16 protein-coding genes are annotated in these 21,157 nt (G+C 55.6%); 6 read left to right on the forward strand and 10 right to left on the reverse strand.

The window, feature by feature from the left end; translation table 11 throughout:
• Positions 1 to 36 precede the first annotated feature (36 nt).
• From R0140_RS18370 to R0140_RS18415, 10 genes are all read right to left on the reverse strand, one after another.
• Complete coding sequence (locus R0140_RS18370) at positions 37 to 1,266, reverse strand: winged helix-turn-helix domain-containing protein (RefSeq protein ID WP_012542317.1); 1,230 nt, start codon at positions 1,264 to 1,266, stop codon at positions 37 to 39.
• Positions 1,267 to 1,320: 54 nt separating this feature from the next.
• Complete coding sequence (gene lpxK / locus R0140_RS18375) at positions 1,321 to 2,301, reverse strand: tetraacyldisaccharide 4'-kinase (RefSeq protein ID WP_016160566.1); 981 nt, start codon at positions 2,299 to 2,301, stop codon at positions 1,321 to 1,323.
• Positions 2,298 to 4,046, reverse strand: a complete 1,749-nt coding sequence (gene msbA, locus R0140_RS18380) for a lipid A ABC transporter ATP-binding protein/permease MsbA (protein ID WP_004201387.1) — start codon at positions 4,044 to 4,046, stop codon at positions 2,298 to 2,300. The genes lpxK and msbA overlap by 4 nt, the downstream gene beginning before the upstream one ends.
• A 36-nt stretch (positions 4,047 to 4,082) precedes the next feature.
• Positions 4,083 to 6,347 carry a ComEC family protein gene (locus tag R0140_RS18385; RefSeq protein WP_110184804.1) on the reverse strand — a complete coding sequence of 755 codons (2,265 nt, stop codon included), beginning with the start codon at positions 6,345 to 6,347 and terminating at the stop codon, positions 4,083 to 4,085.
• 205 nt (positions 6,348 to 6,552) lie between these two features.
• Positions 6,553 to 6,840, reverse strand: a complete 288-nt coding sequence (ihfB, locus tag R0140_RS18390; protein WP_004100704.1) for an integration host factor subunit beta — start codon at positions 6,838 to 6,840, stop codon at positions 6,553 to 6,555.
• 151 nt (positions 6,841 to 6,991) lie between these two features.
• Positions 6,992 to 8,665 carry a 30S ribosomal protein S1 gene (gene rpsA / locus R0140_RS18395; protein WP_002898162.1) on the reverse strand — a complete coding sequence of 558 codons (1,674 nt, stop codon included), beginning with the start codon at positions 8,663 to 8,665 and terminating at the stop codon, positions 6,992 to 6,994.
• Between the two features lie 133 nt (positions 8,666 to 8,798).
• Positions 8,799 to 9,482 carry a (d)CMP kinase gene (gene cmk, locus R0140_RS18400; protein WP_012542319.1) on the reverse strand — a complete coding sequence of 228 codons (684 nt, stop codon included), beginning with the start codon at positions 9,480 to 9,482 and terminating at the stop codon, positions 8,799 to 8,801.
• Positions 9,483 to 9,656: 174 nt separating this feature from the next.
• A complete protein-coding gene (aroA, locus tag R0140_RS18405) occupies positions 9,657 to 10,940 on the reverse strand; it encodes a 3-phosphoshikimate 1-carboxyvinyltransferase (RefSeq protein WP_008805857.1) in 1,284 nt (427 codons plus the stop codon).
• A gap of 73 nt (positions 10,941 to 11,013) precedes the next feature.
• Positions 11,014 to 12,102, reverse strand: a complete 1,089-nt coding sequence (serC, locus tag R0140_RS18410; protein ID WP_012542320.1) for a 3-phosphoserine/phosphohydroxythreonine transaminase — start codon at positions 12,100 to 12,102, stop codon at positions 11,014 to 11,016.
• Positions 12,103 to 12,290: 188 nt separating this feature from the next.
• Positions 12,291 to 12,983 (reverse strand): DUF421 domain-containing protein, encoded by a 693-nt coding sequence (locus tag R0140_RS18415; protein ID WP_032739438.1) that lies wholly within the window; start codon positions 12,981 to 12,983, stop codon positions 12,291 to 12,293.
• Between the two features lie 116 nt (positions 12,984 to 13,099).
• Between R0140_RS18415 and ycaO the strand changes: the two genes are divergently transcribed.
• The 6 genes from ycaO (at position 13,100) to R0140_RS18445 (ending at position 21,098) form a co-directional block, all read left to right on the forward strand.
• On the forward strand, positions 13,100 to 14,860 hold the full coding sequence (gene ycaO, locus R0140_RS18420) for a 30S ribosomal protein S12 methylthiotransferase accessory factor YcaO (RefSeq protein WP_022066090.1): 1,761 nt from the start codon (positions 13,100 to 13,102) through the stop codon (positions 14,858 to 14,860).
• Positions 14,861 to 15,244: 384 nt separating this feature from the next.
• Complete coding sequence (gene focA, locus R0140_RS18425; RefSeq protein ID WP_008805853.1) at positions 15,245 to 16,102, forward strand: formate transporter FocA; 858 nt, start codon at positions 15,245 to 15,247, stop codon at positions 16,100 to 16,102.
• A 51-nt stretch (positions 16,103 to 16,153) separates the two neighbouring features.
• Entirely contained in the window at positions 16,154 to 18,436 is a 2,283-nt protein-coding gene (gene pflB, locus R0140_RS18430; protein WP_008805852.1) for a formate C-acetyltransferase, read from the forward strand.
• A 191-nt stretch (positions 18,437 to 18,627) separates the two neighbouring features.
• Positions 18,628 to 19,368 carry a pyruvate formate lyase 1-activating protein gene (pflA, locus tag R0140_RS18435; protein ID WP_002898145.1) on the forward strand — a complete coding sequence of 247 codons (741 nt, stop codon included), beginning with the start codon at positions 18,628 to 18,630 and terminating at the stop codon, positions 19,366 to 19,368.
• A gap of 79 nt (positions 19,369 to 19,447) precedes the next feature.
• The gene (locus R0140_RS18440; RefSeq protein ID WP_032739437.1) at positions 19,448 to 20,233 is read left to right on the forward strand and encodes a PA3715 family protein; all 786 of its coding nucleotides are present in this window, start codon (positions 19,448 to 19,450) and stop codon (positions 20,231 to 20,233) included.
• A 67-nt stretch (positions 20,234 to 20,300) separates the two neighbouring features.
• A complete protein-coding gene (locus R0140_RS18445; protein WP_046878719.1) occupies positions 20,301 to 21,098 on the forward strand; it encodes a PA3715 family protein in 798 nt (265 codons plus the stop codon).
• The last annotated feature ends 59 nt before the right edge of the window (positions 21,099 to 21,157 follow it).

The raw sequence follows: 21,157 nt of genomic DNA on the forward strand, positions 1-21,157 counted from the left end.
TCACAGCAGCATATCACAGGAAGGTCGGCGCCGGGATCAATCGGCGTTGATTTCCCACCCCTGCTCCTGGCCGACAAACAGCCCTTCCGGCAAGCGTCGGCACAGGATCCGCTCCGCCGATTGCCATCGCGCGAAGTCGTTAATCGCCCGGCGCAGCCCCTGCTCAAGGCCACGGGTGATCTTCACACCCTCCTCCAGCCACAGGGAGAAGATCTCCAGCTCCTGGCTTTTGCGATGTATTTTACTGTCCATCCGCCCAACCAGTTTTCCCTGGTGCAGCAGGGGCAGTACGAAGTAGCCATACTGCCGCTTCGGCGCTGGGGTATAGCACTCCAGGCGATAGCTGAAGTTGAAGAGTTGCTCCGCGCGTTTCCGATCCCAGACCACCGGGTCAAAAGGAGAGAGCACGGCGCTATGGCTGGCGATCAGCTTACCGCCAGGCGCTGACTCAAGCTGCGCCAGCGCGTCGCGATGCAACCACATCTCGCCGAGTGCTTCCACGTTAACCGGCACCACCAGGCCCTCTTCCTGCCAGGCAGCCAGCAGACCCGGTAGCGACGGCTGGCGCAAGCGATAGTAATCGGCCAGCCACTGGGGACGAAAGATACCGAGGCTGCGGGCGCTGTTGCGCAGCATGATGGCCTCTGCGTCTTCGCGGGACAGCGCGTCGCGTTCGTCATCCCAGTCCGGCATCACCCGCTGGGTTAAATCATACACGCGGTGAAAATTGCGTCGTTCCACCACCATCACTTCGCCGGCGGTAAACAGCCCTTCCAGATGGCGCTTATGCGGTTTCCACTCCCACCAGCCGCTGGCGCCTTTGCGCGGGTGGATAAAATCCGCCGAGCGAACCGGGCCGTTTTGCCCGATATGCGCCAGCAGCTCTGCAATACTCCCGGCATGCTCCTCCATCCACGCGCGATGGTATTTCCAGCCCATATTGTCGGGATTCAACATGCGATGGCGCACCAGGGCGAAATCGCTGCGCGGTAGAAAGCAGGCTTCATGCGCCCAGTATTCCATTAGCTCGCCGCTGCGCAACGACTCATCCAGCCAGTGCTGCGGATAGCTGCCGAGGCGGCTGAACAGCACCAGATAGGGGCTGCGGGCCACCACGTTGATGGTATCGATTTGCAGCAGCGACATCTGCTGGATGGTGGAAAGAATGTCTTTCGGGCGAGCGCGACGTCGGGGCTTCTTTAACAACCCCTGCGCCGCGAGATGGAGGTGGCGCGCCTCGTTAAGCGATAATTGCAATACCGACATGCAGGTTCTCCGTCAGGAATTCCAGCACAGCGGCGAGCAAAGCCGGCGCGTCAGTTAACGTTGCGCCAACGTCGCTAAGTCCGCAAGCAACCGCTGTGCGCGTTCATCGGCCATTATGGCGTCGACCGGTAAATACCACCAGTTTGCGGCGGCGAAATCGCGACATTTCACCGCGTCTTTCTCGGTCATTAGCAGCGTCTGCCCGGTGGTTACCAGGGCGGCGACATCGGCCTGGCTCAGCGCCTGATGGTCTGCCAGCGCCACGGTTTTGACCGGCTGGACGCCACAGCTTTCAAGGGTGGCGAAAAAGCGCGGCGGATGGCCGATGCCGGCCATCGCCACTACGTTCGTGAAAGTCGAGACATCGCGACGTTCGCCGGTAAGCAGGTTAACCGCCATCCCTGGACGCAGTTGCATCGGGATCTCCCCCGGACGCGCCACGCCGCCGTTAACGATAACCGCATCAACGCTTTGCAAGCGCGACGCCCGCTCGCGCATCGGCCCGGCAGGCAGCCACCAGCCGTTGCCAAAGCGGCGCACGCCGTCGATAACGACAATTTCTCTGTCCCGCGCCAGCTTATAGTGCTGCAACCCGTCGTCGGTCACGATAATCTGCAGATCGTGCGCGCTGAGCAGCGCTTTCACCGCGTCGCTGCGCAGCGGAGAAACCGCCACCGGCGCGCCGGTACGCTGATGAATTAACACCGGCTCATCACCCGCCTGCGCCGTACTGGTCCGGTCAGTTAATACCAGTGGGTAGCGGTCGGCTTTACCGCCGTAGCCGCGAGAGACCACCCCCACGCGAATACCGCGCTGCTGCAGCTGCTCCACCAGCCAGATCACCACCGGCGTTTTACCATTGCCGCCGGCGGTCAGGTTACCGACCACCACCACCGGCACCGGCGCGCGCCAGGCTTTTTGCCACCCCAGCTGATAGCTGAGGCGAATCACCGCGCTCACCAGGCCATACAGCCAGGAGAGCGGCAGCAGCAGGCGCCACAGCGGCGATTCCCCGGACCAAATGCGCGCGATCATTCGCCGAATTGCATCTTATGCAGCTGGGCGTACACGCCCTTATGCTCCAGCAGATCGTGGTGCGTTCCGCGTTCCACGATCCGCCCATCTTCAACCACCACAATTTCATCAGCCTGCTCAATGGTCGACAGACGGTGGGCGATAACCAGCGAGGTGCGGTTTTTCTGCAGCTCATCCAGCGCTGCCTGAATGGCTCGCTCGGACTCGGTATCCAGCGCCGAGGTGGCTTCATCAAGGATCAGGATCGGGCTGTTACGCAGCAGCGCACGGGCGATAGCAATACGCTGGCGCTGGCCACCGGACAGCATCACGCCATTTTCGCCGATGATCGTATCCAGACCATTGTCCATCTTGTTGATGAAGTCCATGGCATAGGCCATCCGCGCGGCCTCTTCAATCTGCTCGCGGCTGTACTCTTCGGTACGGGCATAGGCGATGTTGTTGGCGACAGTATCGTTGAACAGATGCACGTTCTGTGAAACGAGTGCCACCTGGTCGCGCAGCGAGCTCAGCTTGTACTCGCGCAGGTCGTGACCATCCAGCAGGATCTGCCCGTCGTCAACATCGTAGAAGCGGGTGATCAGGCTGGCAATGGTCGATTTACCCGACCCTGAGCGCCCCACCAGCGCGACGGTTTTCCCTTCCGGGATATCGAGATTGATATTGCGCAGCGCGGCCACTTCGCGCCCCGGATAGGTGAACGTGACGTTCTCAAACTTGAGATTGCCTTTGGCCCGCTCAATGACCCGCGTACCTTCGTCTTTTTCCTGCTCGGAATCGAGGATCGCAAACAGCGTCTGGCACGCCGCCATCCCACGCTGGAACTGGGCATTGACGTTGGTCAGCGACTTCAGCGGGCGCATCAGCGCAATCATTGAGGAGAAGACCACGGTAATGGTCCCGGCGGTCAGGGTGTCCATTACGCTCGGGAAGCTGGCGGCATACAGGACAAAGGCCAGCGCCAGCGACGCGATAAGCTGAATGATCGGGTCGGAGATAGACGAGGCAGAAACCATCTTCATCCCCTGCAGACGCATTTTATTGCTGACCTTATCAAAACGTTTGGTTTCCACCTCCTGGCCACCAAACATCAGCACCTCTTTGTGCCCTTTCAGCATCTGCTCAGCGCTGGTGGTGACCTGCCCCATCGTGTTCTGCATATTCTTACTGATATTACGAAAACGCTTGGAGACCACGCGGATTGCTACCGACACGATCGGCGCCAGTACGATCAGGATCAGCGACAGCTGCCAGCTGTAATAGAACATCATCACGAACAGGCCGATAATCGATGCCCCTTCGCGGACCACGGTGATCAGCGCGCTGGAGGAAGATGAGGCGACCTGCTCAGAATCATAGGTAATGCGTGACAGCAGCGTCCCGGTAGACTGCTTGTCAAAGAAGGCCACCGGCATGCCCATCATGTGGCCGAACAGGCGACGACGCATGGTCATCACGACTTTGCCGGAAACCCAGGAGATACAATAGCTCGAGATGTAGCTGGTGATCCCACGCAGCACCATCAGCCCGATAACCACCAGCGGCATCCATAGCAGCACTGAGCGATCCGTTTTACCAAAACCATCATCCAATAACGGTTTAAGAAGCGATAACATGAAGGTGTCACTACCCGCGTTAAGCACTAACGCCACCGCCGCGACGATTAGCCCGGCTTTAAACGGTGCAATAATCGGCCAAAGTCGGCGGAAGGTCTGCCACGTGGAGAGATCTTTATCGTTCTGCATTCAATAAACCAGCTTGTGTTGAAATAGCCGCATATTCTACCCGTTATCGGCGGGCGCGCCAAACCACTGATGATACCAACGTGGTAAAACTTGATCCCGTAAGCTATGGATTTGCCACCCTTCTGCGGAAAAAACCACCGTTATCTGTCCCTGCTGCGGCGTGGCGAACCAGCGATACCCCCGCTGGCGATAGCGCTGAACCACCTTGTACGAGGGCATCCGCCACGCATTGTAGCGCGAAGCGGATGCCAGCGCGGCCTCACCCTCTACCCGGTGGACCAGCAATTCGCTGGAGGAGGTGTTGCTACCGTGGTGGGGAACCTGGATAAGTGTAGACGTCAGATGCTGCCAGTAACGGCTGATCATCGCCTGCTCCGCCTGACGTTCTATATCGCCGGTGAGCAGGATGCTGGAGCGACCATCATCGATGCGCACCACGCAGGAGTGATTATTACCCTTTGCCGTGCTGCCCGGCAGCGGCCACAGGGCCTGGAAGTTGAGTCCCTGCCATTGCCAGCGCTCGCCGCGATGACACGGCAGATGACGCGCCCAGCCTAAAGGGCTGCGCACCCACGCCTGCGGCCATGCCTGTAGCACTGAATTAAGGCCGCCGCGATGATCCAGATGCTCGTGGCTTAGCACAATGCCCTGCAGCTGCAGATGATGCCAGCGCAGCCACGGGATAATCACCTGCTGACCGCTGTCGCCCTGCGGCCATGCTGGCCCGGTATCATAGAGGAGCGCCTTGCCGTGACGTTCGATAACCATCGCCAGCCCCTGCCCGACATCCAGCATCGTCACCCGCCATTCGTCTGCGGGAATTTGCCTCCAGAAGGGCCGCATCAGCAAAAGCAGTACACTCAGACACAGGGCCGGGCAATGCCGCCAGCTCTGAAAACGCCAGCCCATCACCAGCAGCCACGGCAGGCTACTGATCCAGAGCCAGCGGGCGTCAAGAGGCAGCCAGCCGTCTGGTAAATGTCGTAATCCCCAGAACAGTAGCGCCAGCACGCGATCGGCCGCCAGCCAGAGCAGCGACTCCACCATCCCCGGTCCCGTGAGATGCAGCAGCATCGCGCCGAGAATAAGCGGCACCGCCAGCAGGGTCACTAAGGGTACCGCCAGCAAATTGGCGGCCATGGACGTCAGGCTGACTCCATGGAAGAGCAGGAGCTGGAGCGGCATCAGCAACAGCGTCACGCCAGCCTGCAAATGAACGAGGGCGAACAGTGCCTTCCATGGCCAGCGCCAGCGACCGGCAGGCAGCGGTACCCACTGAAACCAGAAGATCAGCCCCGCCACGGCGAAAGCGGATAGCCACAGGCTTTGCGACAGCACCGCCAGCGGGTCGGTAACGAGTATCGCCCCCAGACAGCAGAGCCACACCTGCCACGCCGTCCAGCGTTGGCCCGACAAGCGTAAGGCGCAGCACACGCCCAACCCTACGCAGGTGCGCAGCGCCGGCGGCTGCATGCCGGTCAGCCAGGCATAGCCGACGGCGCCGGCCAGCCCGGCCAGCAGCGGCAACCGCCAGCCGATCCAGCGGCCCGGGAGAATATACTGCACGCCGCGCAGCAGGAGCACGATAAGGGAAGCCGCGAGGGCGATATGGAGACCAGAGATGGCCATCAGATGGGAGGTGCCCGTGTTCTGCATCAGGACCTTAATCGCCGTCGGCAGGGTCAGTCGCTCCCCCATCCCTAATCCCAGCATCACCGCACGCCAGGGATAAGGCTCCAGACGCCGGGTCAACGACGCCAGGTAGCGGGCGCGCAGGCTGCAGCGGGGATCCAGCGCGGAAGCTGCAACAATCCCCCCGCTCAGCGGCCGGTGCTGCGCCAGCGCATAACGCTGGCTGTCGAAGCCCCCGTGGTTGAGCTGCCCGTGCACCGGGCGCAGGCGCAGCGTCATCAACCAGTGCTGACCCGCACAGGCGGGCGCAGGTGTAAGTTCCCCGTACAGCGTCACGCCCACCGGGGGAAACAGGTAGCGGCCCGCCAGGCGCACAATCTGACCACGGTGCAGGGCCTGGCCATCCGTCTCGCTGAGGATCACTTCCGCCTGCCGGATGGCGCCGGTAAGGTGCCGCGTCGGCCACAGCGCCTGATGCGCGCTCAATACTCCCCAGATCATCAGCAGAAGCGTCATCGTCACACAAGCCATGGCCGTTCCGCGCAGGCGGGTCAGCAACAGCGCCGCAAGGCACGCGCTCGCCAGAACGTGCGGGCCCGGCAAGACGGGTAGCCAGAGTAGCGGCAGCATCGCGATGCTGCCGCATCCGGCAAGCCATGGTAGACGCATAAACACCTCCCTGTGAGCAGGCAGTGTTACGCAAAGCGACGGTGGCGTCCCGCCGCTGAATTCAGGCGTGCGTAGCGCCTTCCAGACAATCGTATCTGTTGCAGTCAGGCACGGTTTTTTTGCGAAGCTGGAGGTAAATCGCGGACACAAAAAAAGCACCCGCAGGTGCTTTTTTTATCATCAGGCAGGTTGCACGTCGTGCAACTTACTCTTCATAAATATTGGCGCGGTCACGTAATTCTTTCCCGGGCTTAAAGTGCGGAACGTACTTACCTTCCAGTTCGACTTTATCACCAGTTTTCGGGTTACGTCCGGTGCGAGGTGCTCGATAGTGCAGAGAGAAGCTGCCGAAACCGCGGATTTCAATGCGCTCACCTTGAGCAAGCGTTGAGGCCATATGTTCCAGCATTTCTTTAACAGCATCTTCTACCGCTTTCGCCGGAATGTGAGATTGCTGGCTGGCAAGTCTTTCAATCAATTCTGACTTGGTCATTATTCCTCCGGTTTCCTTCAAGGCAAAAATTAGCTAACAGCTTAAACAAGGGCGGCCGTAGCCGCCCTTTGTGCTTGATTACAGGACGAATCCTGCAATCTGTCAAGTAAACTCGTCACTATTCAGGTTGTTATTACCTGAATGACAAAGATTACTCGCCTTTCGCTGCTTTGAACGCTTCAGCCATAGCGTTGTTGGAGAAGTTCGCGTCTTCCTGCTTGTTCACGGTAGCGATAGCGTCTTTTTCTTCCGCTTCGTCTTTCGCACGTACAGACAGGCTCACTACGCGGTTCTTACGATCCACGCCGGTGAATTTCGCTTCAACTTCGTCGCCAACGCTCAGAACCAGAGTTGCGTCTTCAACGCGGTCACGGGATGCTTCAGAAGCACGCAGGTAACCTTCTACGCCGTCAGCCAGTTCTACGGTTGCGCCTTTAGCGTCAACTGCAGTGACTTTACCAACAACGATAGCGCCTTTCTTGTTCAGAGCAACGTAGTTGTTGAACGGATCTTCCGCGAGCTGTTTAACGCCCAGGGAGATACGCTCACGCTCTGCGTCAACCTGCAGAACAACTGCTGCGATTTCGTCGCCTTTTTTGTATTCACGAACTGCTTCTTCGCCTGCAACGTTCCAGGAGATGTCAGACAGGTGAACCAGGCCGTCGATGCCGCCGTCCAGGCCGATGAAGATACCGAAGTCAGTGATAGACTTGATTTTACCTTCAACACGGTCGCCCTTGTTGTGGGTTTCCGCGAACTGCTGCCATGGGTTAGATTTGCACTGCTTCAGACCCAGGGAGATACGACGACGCTCTTCGTCGATATCCAGAACCATCACTTCCACAACGTCGCCAACGTTAACAACTTTGGACGGGTGGATGTTTTTGTTGGTCCAATCCATTTCGGAAACGTGAACCAGGCCTTCAACGCCTTCTTCGATTTCAACGAAGCAGCCGTAGTCGGTCAGGTTGGTCACGCGACCGGTCAGTTTGGTACCTTCCGGATAACGTTTAGCGATAGCTACCCACGGATCTTCGCCCAGCTGTTTCAGGCCCAGGGATACACGGGTACGCTCGCGGTCGAACTTCAGCACTTTAACAGTGATTTCGTCGCCAACGTTTACGATTTCGCTCGGATGCTTAACGCGTTTCCAGGCCATATCGGTGATGTGCAGCAGGCCGTCAACGCCGCCCAGATCAACGAATGCACCGTAGTCAGTGAGGTTCTTAACGATACCTTTGACTTCCATGCCTTCCTGCAGGTTTTCCAGCAGCTGATCGCGCTCTGCGCTGTTTTCGGATTCGATAACGGCACGACGAGAAACAACAACGTTGTTACGCTTCTGGTCCAGCTTGATGACTTTGAACTCAAGCTCTTTGCCTTCCAGGTGCAGCGTGTCGCGCACCGGACGAACGTCTACCAGGGAACCCGGCAGGAACGCACGAATACCGTTCAGCTCAACAGTGAAGCCACCTTTAACTTTGCCGTTGATAACACCGGTAACAGTTTCAGCGTCTTCGTAAGCTTTTTCCAGCGTGATCCAAGCTTCGTGACGTTTAGCTTTCTCACGGGACAGCAGAGTTTCACCGAAGCCGTCTTCTACTGCATCCAGAGCAACGTCAACTTCGTCACCAACCTGGATTTCCAGCTCGCCCTGGGCGTTTTTGAACTGCTCAGCCGGGATGGCGGACTCAGATTTCAGACCGGCGTCAACCAGTACTACGTCTTTGTCGATAGCAACAACAACACCACGAACGATGGAACCCGGGCGGGTTTCGATTTCTTTTAAGGATTCTTCAAACAGTTGAGCAAAAGATTCAGTCATGTTTAATCTTCAGGTTAATATTAACGTCCACCTGGCTCCGTGCCGGATGGGGTTGTTTCACATACCCGCTGACCATCCATTGCCGCGGGGTACTGCTATAATTCGGAGGCTTCGGCGCGCTACCGGTTAAGGCTCACGCAACGGCCAATTTTTCGCGCGCATATTGTAGCGCTTTTTCAATCACTTGCTCAATGTTTAGTTCTGTTGAATCGAGAACTAATGCATCGGCAGCCGGGACAAGCGGCGCCACGGCGCGATTTCGGTCGCGATCGTCACGCTCTTTTATCTCGGACAAAAGACGTTCAAAGTTAACATCAAAGCCCTTTTCCTGCAACTGCCGCATGCGGCGATGCGCCCGCTCATCGGCCGAGGCATCAAGGAAAATTTTCACCGGCGCGTCCGGGAAAACCACCGTGCCCATATCGCGCCCGTCGGCGATGAGCCCCGGCAGTTCACGGAAAGCACGCTGGCGGCGCAGCAGCGCTTCGCGAACGCGGGGGAAAGCGGCCACTTTCGAGGCGGCATTGGCGACCTCCTGAGTGCGAATTTCGCCGCTGACATCTTCCCCTTCCAGCACCACTTCCAGGGTGCCGTCAGTAGAAATAAAGCGCACGTCAAGATGGGCCGCCAGGGGCACCAGCGCCTCTTCGGACTCTACGTCAACATGATGATGCAGCGCCGCCAGCGCCAGAACGCGGTAGATCGCGCCTGAATCTAACAGATGCCAGCCCAGCGCTTCCGCCATTGCCTTGCACAACGTACCTTTACCCGCACCGCCAGGCCCATCAATGGTGATTACCGGAATATTCGCCGTCATCTTTTTCTCCTTCAGCAAGGCGCATGGAATATAAACGCCGCGCATTATACGCATCAATACGCCGGAAAGTGAGCATTGCTTGTAAATTACGGACTACAGGAAATGAAAAGCAGAAGTTTTGCGCAATTATAGCGGGCTGACAGGACATCAGCCCGCGGGATGACAAAGTTTTACTCAGGCGAGGGTACTGATCCGCGCCAGTTGCTCAAAATAGTCCGGGAACGTTTTGGCCGTACATTTGGGATCAAGGATGGTCACCGGCGTATCAGACAGCGCCACCAGCGAGAAGCACATCGCCATCCGGTGGTCGTTATAGGTGCCAATTTCAGCATATTTCAACTTTGCCGGCGGGGTGATGCGAATATAATCTTCACCCTCTTCCACCTCGGCGCCTACTTTACGCAACTCGGTCGCCATGGCGAACAGACGGTCCGTCTCTTTGACCCGCCAGTTGTAGATATTGCGCAGCGTAGTGGTCCCTTGCGCGAACAGCGCGGCGGTGGCGATGGTCATCGCCGCGTCCGGGATATGGTTCATATCCATATCGATAGCCTTGAGCTCGCCGCGGGTGCAGGCGATAAAATCGTCGCCCCAGGTCACGGTAGCGCCCATTTTCTCCAGGACGTCGGCGAAACGGATATCGCCCTGCACACTGCCGCGGCCGATACCGGTGACTTTTACCGTGCCGCCCTTAATGGCGCCAGCGGCGAGGAAATACGAGGCCGAGGAAGCATCGCCTTCCACCAGGTAATCCCCTGGCGACTGATACTGCTGCTTGCCGCGCACCACAAAACGCTGATAAGACTGATTGTCCACCTCAACGCCGAAGGTTTTCATCAGGTGCAGCGTAATGTCGATATAGGGTTTCGACACCAGATCGCCCTTAATGGCGATCACGGTATCCTGCGGCGCCAGCGGCGCGGTCATCAGCAGCGCGGTCAGGAACTGACTGGAGACGCTGCCGTCAACCTCGACGTTCCCGCCCTGAAAACCGCCGCGCAGGCGCAGCGGTGGATAATTTTCCTGCTCAAGATAGTCGATCTGAGCGCCGCCCTGACGCAGGGCATCCACCAGATGGCCGATCGGGCGCTCTTTCATCCGCGGTTCGCCGGTCAGCACAATATCGTTGCTGCCAAGGCACAGGGCCGCCGCCAGCGGACGCATCGCGGTTCCGGCGTTGCCGAGGAACAGCTCCAGCGCCGCAGCAGCGCGCAGCGGGCCGCCGTTGCCGGTCACTTCGCAGCGGGTGCGGTCGGCAGATAGGGTATATTGAACCCCCAGCGCACTCAGGGCATTCAGCATATGGCGCACATCGTCGCTGTCCAGCAGGTTGGTCAGCACCGTCGTGCCGCGGGCCAGAGCGGCCAGCAGCAGCGCGCGGTTGGAGACGCTTTTCGAACCTGGCAGGTTCACGGTGCCCTCTACGCGTGCGATGGGTTGTAACGTCAGGGATTCCATCAAACTTCACTCTCAAACAAACAGAATAAAAACCCCGCAGACAGGCCGCGGGGAGGAAGAAAGAAACAGGCGATTAACCGTGGCGGCGTTCGAAGTCCAGCATAAAGTCGGTTAACGCCTTCACGCCGTCCAGCGGCATCGCATTGTAGATGGAGGCGCGCATGCCGCCCACCACGCGGTGGCCCTTCAGCGCGTGCAGCCCGGCGGCAAACGACTCTTCGAGGAACAGTTTGTCCAGTGCGCTGTCCGCCAGCTGGAACGGCACGTTCATGCGTGAGCGGTTGGCTTGCGCCACATCGTTACGGTAGAACCCGCTGTTATCGATAACGCCATAAAGCAGTTCGGCTTTCTGCTGGTTGATTTTATCCATCGCAGCGACGCCGCCCTGCTGTTTCAGCCACTTAAACACCAGACCAGCCAGATACCAGGCGAATGTCGGCGGCGTGTTAAACATCGAGTCGTTCTCGCTTAACACGGTATAGTCGAGGATCGACGGACAGGCCACGCTGGCTTTGCCCAGCAGATCTTCACGCACGATGACCAGCGTCAGCCCTGCCGGGCCAATATTTTTCTGCGCGCCGGCGTAGATTACACCGAAGCGGTTGACGTCAATTTCGCGGGACAGAATGGTGGAGGAGAAATCAGCAGCGACGATGACGTCGTCGCCGAAATTCGGCGTATCATCAATCGCGATACCGTCAATGGTTTCGTTCGGGCAGTAATGCAGATAGGCCGCGCCCGGCGTCAGCTGCCACTCGCTCATCGGCGTAACAGCTCGCTTGCCATCGACAGTGATTTTCGCGTCGATGACGTTAGGCGCGCAGTATTTCTTCGCCTCTTTGACCGCGCTGGCGGCCCAGTAGCCGGCGTCCACATAGTCAGCGACGTTTTTATCGCCGAGGATGTTCAGCGGGATCCCCGCGAACTGGCCGCGGCCGCCGCCGTGGCAGAACAAAACTTTATAGTTGGAAGGGATATTCAGCAGAGAGCGGAAGTCCTGTTCTGCCTCTTCTGCCACCTGGATAAACTCCTTACCACGGTGACTGATCTCCATGACCGACGTACCCAGACCGTGCCAGTCGCACAGTTCTTGCTGAGCCAGTTTGAGTACTTCCGCCGGCAGCATTGCCGGGCCCGAACTGAAGTTATAGACCTGAGCCATTTCCCCTCACCACGTTGCTATGTTGTTTTGCCCGCGAACCGCCGCGGGCATAAGTTATTCCTGTGGCTATCGGTTTTATCATTCAGTGACACGGTCCGCAATGGCTAAAACTCGCCGACGGTAAAACGCGGCCACCGTCACACAACAGAATCTATCGGCTTGACGTAATAAAACCGACATATTTGCTGTCAGGTGAGTCGTTTCGCCCGGCTGGCCTTCGACCATTCTGCATTTGCGCAGCGGGAACATATTCGCTTTTCTCCCGCCTGCATCGCCATCACGATGCTGCAGCGTACGCAGGCATAGATCCCCTCCTGCGGAATCGTGGTGTAACGCGCGGCACAGTGGGTAGGCAGGATAGACAACCCCGCCCTGACCTCTTCATCCGGATAATAAAACACGCTGATCTGCCCGTTGGTTTCAAGGATCGCCAGCCGGACCTGGCCAAGCTGCTCGACGCTGTTGACCCGCAGCTCCATAAAGAATTCGAATTCGGTCATGTTTTCCGCATGCAGCTTCTCCCACGCCAACTGCCCCTCCTCGACCACCACGATAGGTTTACCTTCCAGGAGATCCTCCAGCTTTTCGCTGTGCCCCATCAGCCACATGATGCCGCGATACAGCAGCGCCAGCGTGATGAAGACCACCAGCACCGGCAGTAGCGGTACATCGTCATAAAACGCCACGTCCCCTGCCGCCGAACCGAGGGTCAGAATAATCAACACCTCGAACAGCGACATCTGCCGCACGCCGCGCCGTCCGGTAATCTTGAGGAAAATAAAGACCAGAACGAAGGTATAGAGGCTGCGCAACGCCACCTCGGCAAGAAACTCCACCGGCACTTTATCGAGCGCCATCCGCTGCCAGTCAAAGGCTTTCATCTATCATCTCCCTGTGGGTCATAAGTTGCCTCTAAGCATAGCCAGATGATGGAGATAGCACCTGTCAGATAAAAGCCGTATCATTGCGCGCTTTCCGTACGACAAAAGTGATCGCCATGACCCAAACGTTTATTCCCGGCAAAGATGCCGCCCTGGAAGATTCCATCGCTCGCTTCCAGCAAAAATTGCTCGACCTCGGATTTGATATCGAAGAGGCCTCGTGGCTGAACCCGGTGCCGCACGTGTGGTCCGTTCACATTCGCGATAAAGAATGCGCGCTGTGCTTTACCAATGGTAAAGGCGCCACCAAAAAGGCAGCCCTGGCCTCCGCGCTGGGCGAATATTTCGAGCGCCTGTCCACCAACTATTTCTTCGCCGACTTCTGGTTAGGCGACACTATCGCTAATGGCCCGTTTGTTCACTACCCGAACGAAAAGTGGTTCCCGCTGACCGAAAACGACGATGTCCCGGAAGGTCTGCTGGATGCCCGTCTGCTCGCGTTCTACGATCCGGACGATCAGCTGACCGCCAGCATGCTGGTGGATCTGCAGTCGGGGAACGATGAGCGCGGCGTATGCGGCCTGCCCTTTACCCGCCAGTCCGACGGCGAAACCGTCTATATTCCGATGAATATCGTTGGCAACTTGTACGTATCCAACGGTATGTCTGCAGGGAATACCCCGAATGAAGCACGTGTGCAGGGCCTGTCAGAGGTCTTTGAACGTCACATAAAAAACCGCATCATCGCAGAGAGCATCAGCCTGCCGGAGATCCCGGCGGAAGTCATGGCGCGCTATCCTGGCGTCGTGGAGTCGATCGCAAAACTTGAAGCCGAAGGCTTCCCGATTTTCGCCTACGATGGTTCGCTGGGCGGCAAATACCCGGTTATCTGCGTCGTGCTGTTTAACCCGACTAACGGCACCTGCTTCGCTTCCTTTGGCGCCCACCCGGACTTCGGCGTGGCGCTGGAGCGTACGGTCACAGAACTGCTGCAGGGTCGCAGCCTGAAAGACCTCGATGTCTTTACGCCGCCGACCTTTGATGACGAAGAAGTCGCCGAGCACGCGAACCTCGAAACCCACTTCATCGATTCCAGCGGCCTGATCTCCTGGGATATGTTCAAGCAGGATGCCGACTATCCGTTCGTTGACTGGAGTTTCTCCGGCACCACCGAAGAAGAGTTCGCCACCCTGATGGCCATCTTCAAGGCCGAAGATAAAGAAGTTTACATTGCCGATTACGAGCATCTGGGCGTCTACGCCTGCCGTATCATCGTTCCGGGCATGTCGGATATTTATCCGGCAGAAGACCTGTGGCTGGCAAACAACAGCATGGGCGCCCATCTGCGGGACACCATTCTGTCGCTGCCGGGCAGCGAGTGGGAAAAAGAAGATTATCTGGCGCTCATCGAACAAATGGATGACGAAGGCCTGGATGATTTCACCCGCGTTCGCGAACTGCTGGGCCTTGCCACCGGGAAAGACAACGGCTGGTATACCCTGCGCATCGGCGAGCTGAAAGCGATGCTGGCCCTGGCTGGCGGCGATCTGGAACAGGCGCTGATCTGGACCGAATGGACCATGGAATTCAATGCCTCTGTCTTCAGCCCTGAGCGCGCAAACTACTATCGCTGCCTGCAGACCCTGCTGCTGCTGAGCCAGGAAGAGGAGCGTCAGCCGCTGCAGTATCTGAACGCCTTCATCCGTATGTATGGCGCCGATGCGGTCGAAGCCGCCAGCGCTGCGCTGAGCGGCGAAGCCCCGTTCTATGGCCTTCAGGCTGTCGACAGCGATCTGCAAGCCTTCCCGGCTCATCAGTCGCTGCTGAAAGCGTATGAAAAGCTGCAGCGGGCGAAAGCGGCGTTCTGGGCAAAATAAGCCCCCATACGCCAACATGCTTGCCAACAACGGAGCCCGATGCGGCTCCGTTATTTTAACCTGGCGAGGGAGCCACTATAGTTTGTAGTTGTAAAGTTAATTAATAGTAAATATCGCACTTATATCATTTACCAATTGTTAATTTAAAATAAAATACTCCATTTTAATTAACTCAAATACTGGGGCAAAAACGAAAAAATTCAACATAACTTATAAATTTTAAAATTTATTTTCCATAAAAAATTCAAATAGTTAAGCATCAAACAAGCAAAAACCACACACTAAAAAGGCATATAGTTCCGGTGAGATATGATCTATATCAATTTCCCTTCTATAATGCTTTGTTAGTATCTCACCGCCAACTTATATAAAGAGAGAGTTAGTGTGAAAGCTGACAACCCTTTTGATCTTTTGCTCCCTGCCGCGATGGCGAAAGTCGCCGAAGAAGCAGGTGTCTATAAAGCAACGAAGCATCCGATGAAGACCTTTTATCTGGCGATCACCGCTGGCGTTTTCATCTCCATCGCTTTCGTATTCTATATCACCGCGACCACCGGCACTGCCGCGATGCCTTTTGGGATTGCCAAGCTTATCGGTGGGGTCTGTTTTTCCCTGGGTCTGATTCTGTGCGTTATCTGCGGCGCTGACCTCTTTACCTCTACTGTGCTGATCGTGGTGGCGAAAGCCAGCGGTCGAATCACCTGGGGGCAACTGGCAAAAAACTGGCTCAACGTCTATTTTGGTAACCTGGTGGGCGCACTGCTGTTTGTGCTGCTGATGTGGTTATCAGGCGAATATATGACTGCCAACGGCGGTTGGGGGCTAAACGTCCTGCAGACCGCTGACCACAAATTGCACCATACTTTTGTGGAGGCCGTGAGCCTGGGTATCCTCGCTAACCTGATGGTTTGTCTCGCCGTATGGATGAGCTATTCCGGTCGTAGCCTGATGGATAAAGCGATGATCATGGTCCTGCCGGTAGCGATGTTTGTTGCCAGCGGCTTTGAGCACAGCATCGCCAACATGTTTATGATCCCGATGGGTATCGTAATCCGCAATTTTGCGAGCCCGGAATTCTGGACCGCTATCGGTTCAACTCCGGAAAGTTTCTCACACTTGACCGTTATGAACTTCATCACTGATAACCTGATTCCGGTGACTATCGGGAACATTATCGGCGGAGGTTTGCTGGTCGGGTTGACATACTGGGTCATTTACCTGCGTGGCAACGACCATCACTAAGGGTTGTTTCAGGCAGTAAATAAAAAATCCACTTAAGAAGGTAGGTGTTACATGTCCGAGCTTAATGAAAAGTTAGCCACAGCCTGGGAAGGTTTTGCGAAAGGTGACTGGCAGAATGAAGTCAACGTCCGTGACTTTATTCAGAAAAACTACACCCCATATGAAGGCGACGAATCCTTCCTGGCTGGCGCAACTGAAGCGACCACCAAGCTGTGGGACACCGTAATGGAAGGTGTAAAACAGGAAAACCGCACTCACGCGCCTGTTGATTTTGACACTGCCCTGGCTTCCACCATCACCTCTCACGACGCTGGCTATATCGAGAAAGGTCTGGAAAAAATCGTTGGTCTGCAGACCGAAGCGCCGCTGAAACGTGCGATCATCCCGTTCGGTGGTATTAAAATGGTTGAAGGTTCCTGCAAAGCGTACAATCGCGAGCTGGATCCGATGCTGAAAAAAATCTTTACCGAGTACCGTAAAACCCACAACCAGGGCGTATTTGATGTTTACACCAAAGACATCCTGAACTGCCGTAAATCCGGCGTGCTGACCGGTCTGCCGGATGCTTACGGCCGCGGTCGTATCATCGGTGACTACCGTCGCGTTGCGCTGTACGGTATCGACTTCCTGATGAAAGACAAATACGCTCAGTTCCAGTCTCTGCAAGAAAAACTGGAAAGCGGCGAAGATCTGGAAGCGACCATCCGTCTGCGTGAAGAGATCTCTGAACAACACCGTGCACTGGGTCAGATCAAAGAGATGGCGGCTAAATATGGCTACGACATCTCCGGTCCGGCAACGACTGCTCAGGAAGCTATCCAGTGGACCTACTTCGGTTACCTGGCTGCCGTGAAATCTCAGAACGGCGCAGCAATGTCCTTCGGTCGTACCTCCAGCTTCCTGGATATCTACATCGAACGTGACCTGCAGGCCGGTAAAATCACCGAGCAAGACGCGCAGGAAATGGTTGACCACCTGGTCATGAAACTGCGTATGGTTCGCTTCCTGCGTACCCCGGAATATGATGAACTGTTCTCCGGCGACCCGATTTGGGCAACAGAATCCATCGGCGGTATGGGTGTTGACGGCCGTACTCTGGTCACCAAAAACAGCTTCCGCTTCCTGAACACCCTGTACACCATGGGGCCGTCTCCGGAGCCGAACATTACTATCCTGTGGTCTGAAAAACTGCCACTGAGCTTCAAGAAATTCGCGGCTAAAGTGTCCATCGATACCTCTTCTCTGCAGTATGAGAACGATGACCTGATGCGTCCGGACTTCAACAACGACGACTACGCTATCGCATGCTGCGTAAGCCCGATGGTTGTTGGTAAGCAAATGCAGTTCTTCGGTGCTCGTGCTAACCTCGCGAAAACCATGCTGTACGCTATCAACGGCGGCGTGGATGAAAAACTGAAAATGCAGGTAGGTCCGAAATCTGAACCGATCAAAGGCGACGTCCTGAACTTCGACGAAGTCATGGATCGCATGGATCACTTCATGGACTGGCTGGCGAAACAGTATGTCACCGCGCTGAACATCATCCACTACATGCACGACAAGTACAGCTACGAAGCCTCTCTGATGGCGCTGCACGACCGTGACGTTATCCGCACCATGGCGTGTGGTATCGCTGGTCTGTCCGTTGCTGCTGACTCCCTGTCTGCTATCAAATATGCGAAAGTTAAACCGATTCGTGACGAAGACGGTCTGGCTATCGACTTCGAAATCGAAGGCGAATACCCGCAGTTTGGTAACAACGATGCTCGCGTCGATGACATGGCCGTTGACCTGGTTGAACGTTTCATGAAGAAAATTCAGAAACTGCACACCTACCGCAACGCTATCCCGACTCAGTCTGTTCTGACCATCACCTCTAACGTGGTATATGGTAAGAAAACCGGTAACACCCCAGACGGTCGTCGCGCTGGCGCGCCGTTCGGACCAGGTGCTAACCCGATGCACGGTCGTGACCAGAAAGGTGCTGTTGCCTCACTGACTTCCGTTGCTAAACTGCCGTTTGCTTACGCGAAAGATGGTATCTCTTACACCTTCTCTATCGTGCCGAACGCGCTGGGTAAAGATGACGAAGTTCGTAAGACCAACCTGGCCGGTCTGATGGATGGTTACTTCCACCACGAAGCGTCCATCGAAGGTGGCCAGCACCTGAACGTGAACGTCATGAACCGCGAAATGCTGCTCGACGCGATGGAAAACCCGGAAAAATATCCGCAGCTGACCATCCGCGTATCTGGCTACGCCGTACGTTTTAACTCCCTGACCAAAGAACAGCAGCAGGACGTTATTACCCGTACCTTCACTCAGACCATGTAATTCCCAGTCTGACTGAAAAAGCGTACAATAAAGGCCCCACATCAGTGGGGCCTTTTTAACAAGTGATCCCCGCCCCAGCCTGCTTTGCCAGTTATCTATACTTTGGGTACCTGTCAAAACAGACTCGACGCAGCCGCTGAGCTGTGCACCAACACGGCCCCGGATGGGCCACATCTGGAGAAAACACCGCAATGTCAGTTATTGGTCGCATTCACTCCTTTGAATCCTGTGGCACCGTCGATGGCCCGGGCATCCGCTTTATTACCTTTTTCCAGGGCTGCCTGATGCGCTGCCTGTACTGCCATAACCGTGACACCTGGGATACCCACGGCGGCAAAGAAATCACCGTTGAAGAGTTAATGAAAGAGGTAGTGACCTATCGTCACTTTATGAATGCCTCCGGCGGCGGCGTCACGGCATCAGGCGGCGAAGCGATCCTGCAGGCGGAGTTTGTTCGCGACTGGTTCCGCGCCTGTAAAAAGGAAGGTATTCATACCTGTCTCGATACCAACGGCTTTGTCCGTCGCTACGATCCGGTTATCGACGAACTGCTGGAGGTGACTGACCTGGTCATGCTGGATCTTAAGCAGATGAACGATGAGATCCACCAGAACCTGGTCGGCGTTTCCAACCACCGCACCCTCGAGTTTGCCCAGTATCTGGCGAAAAAGAATATCAATGTCTGGATCCGCTACGTCGTGGTTCCGGGCTGGTCAGACGATGATGACTCCGCGCACCGCCTGGGCGAATTTACCCGCGATATGGGCAACGTCGAGAAAATTGAACTGCTGCCCTACCATGAGCTGGGCAAACACAAATGGGTAGCGATGGGCGAAGAGTACAAGCTGGACGGCGTTCATCCGCCGAAGAAAGAGACCATGGAGCGGGTAAAAGGCATCCTTGAGCAATATGGTCATAAAGTGATGTACTAACGGCTCTATATCATAATAACGGTTGCCGTTAAGCAGCCGTTATTATTTACTCAAGTAACCATGCATTAGAAAGGAATCTATGCGCTTACTTATCTTCGCTCTTTCCCTGCTATCAGCCCAATGCGTCTTTGCTGCTAGTGGGTGTGATCTCAATGCCATCGTCAAAAAGGCCTGGCCAGAAGGCGTGCCGCAAGGTAAATCAATAATTATTCGCGGTGAAAGCGATAGTTATTCACCACAGAGCGCAATTTGCCGCGTCTGGCCGGCTCATCCTGAGCTCACGCTGGCGGCCATTCCGCTGATGTCTCACGAACAAACTGACTACGAACATACTGGCGATCTTGAACTTCTGATCCTCAACTCTGCCACTCTCGAAGTGAAACAGCGGTTACGCCTCGTCGACCGTATGAATGATGATTCTATCAGTATTGATAATATTGCTCTTGATACCGCCCGTTGGAAAATCACGCCTACGCAAACCGCTTTTGGTTTACGCATCACTCAGAGGAATCCCTCCAGAGTTGCTCCTTTTAGAGAAGAGGTTTTGTGGCTGTACTCATATGATAACAATCAGATTCATACAGTACTTAATGGTCTTGTGGTTAACAGAACACATGGTGAATGGGATGGCATGTGCGCAGGTGAATTCGATCATATTGAGCGAACTCTGGTCATGGTTCCCTCATCCGGCAATGGCGGCTATGCCAATATCCGGGTGAGTGAAAAAAACGTACATACCACCAGAACCATTTCTAAAGAGAACGATTGCGAAGATATGGAAAAAATCGGCAAAGAGACATGGTTATTGCACTTTGATGGCAAACACTACCCTATTCCGAAAAAGCTCGCCCCTCTACTTGATTAACGTCGCCCAAATGAGCTGACGTTTTTCTTAGTTCGTCATGGAAGCATTGAAAATGGACATCCGGAAGATGACTATACGTCTGTTAGTTTCAACAACATTATTACTGGCATCGCAGTGCATTTTTGCCGCCAGCAGCTGTGATATCAGCGCCATCATTAAAAAGGCCTGGCCTGATGCTCAGCCGACTGAGCAGGGGGTCATCACACCGGCAGAGCAATTTATCAAAACACAAAATGACTCGCCTTTTAGCGCTATTTGTCGCATCTGGCCTGCTCATCCCGAGCTCACGCTGGCCGCCGTTCCGCTAATGGAGCCAGAACAACGCGACCATGACCATAATGCCGATCTCGAGCTGCTGGTACTTGATACTGCAACTCTTGAAGTTAAGCAACGTTTACATCTTCCCGAACGTATGAACGATGACGCGATCTATATTAGTAATCTTGCTATTGATACCGCGCGCTGGAAGATAGCGCCAGAGCAAACTGCGTTTGGATTGCGCATACAGAAAACCGGAAGTTCTCGCGTTAATCCCATTAGTGAAGAGGCGCTATGGCTTTATACACTCGATCGCGGCCAGCTTCGCGTAGTGCTGGATGGCATGGTGCTAAAATATAGCGTCGGGGAATTGGATGGCAACTGCGCCGAGGAATTTACGAATATCATACGCACGCTGGCAATGGGCACCACAAAACATCACGGCTTTAGCGATATAAAAGTCAGCGAAAAGAATGTCGCCTCAACGGCCTGGCTGGACGAAAATAACGAGTGCAGGTCGAAAGATATTCCGACGCAAAAAACATGGACGCTGCAATACGATGGTAAGCAATATCGCGTTCCGGCTAAGTTACACCCAATGCAGTAGCCATATTGTTATATTCACGATTGCACGCATCGATGGGGTCCTCCCATCGATGCCCTGAG

The organism is Klebsiella sp. w6, from assembly GCF_033100215.1.
GTDB lineage: Bacteria > Pseudomonadota > Gammaproteobacteria > Enterobacterales > Enterobacteriaceae > Klebsiella > Klebsiella variicola.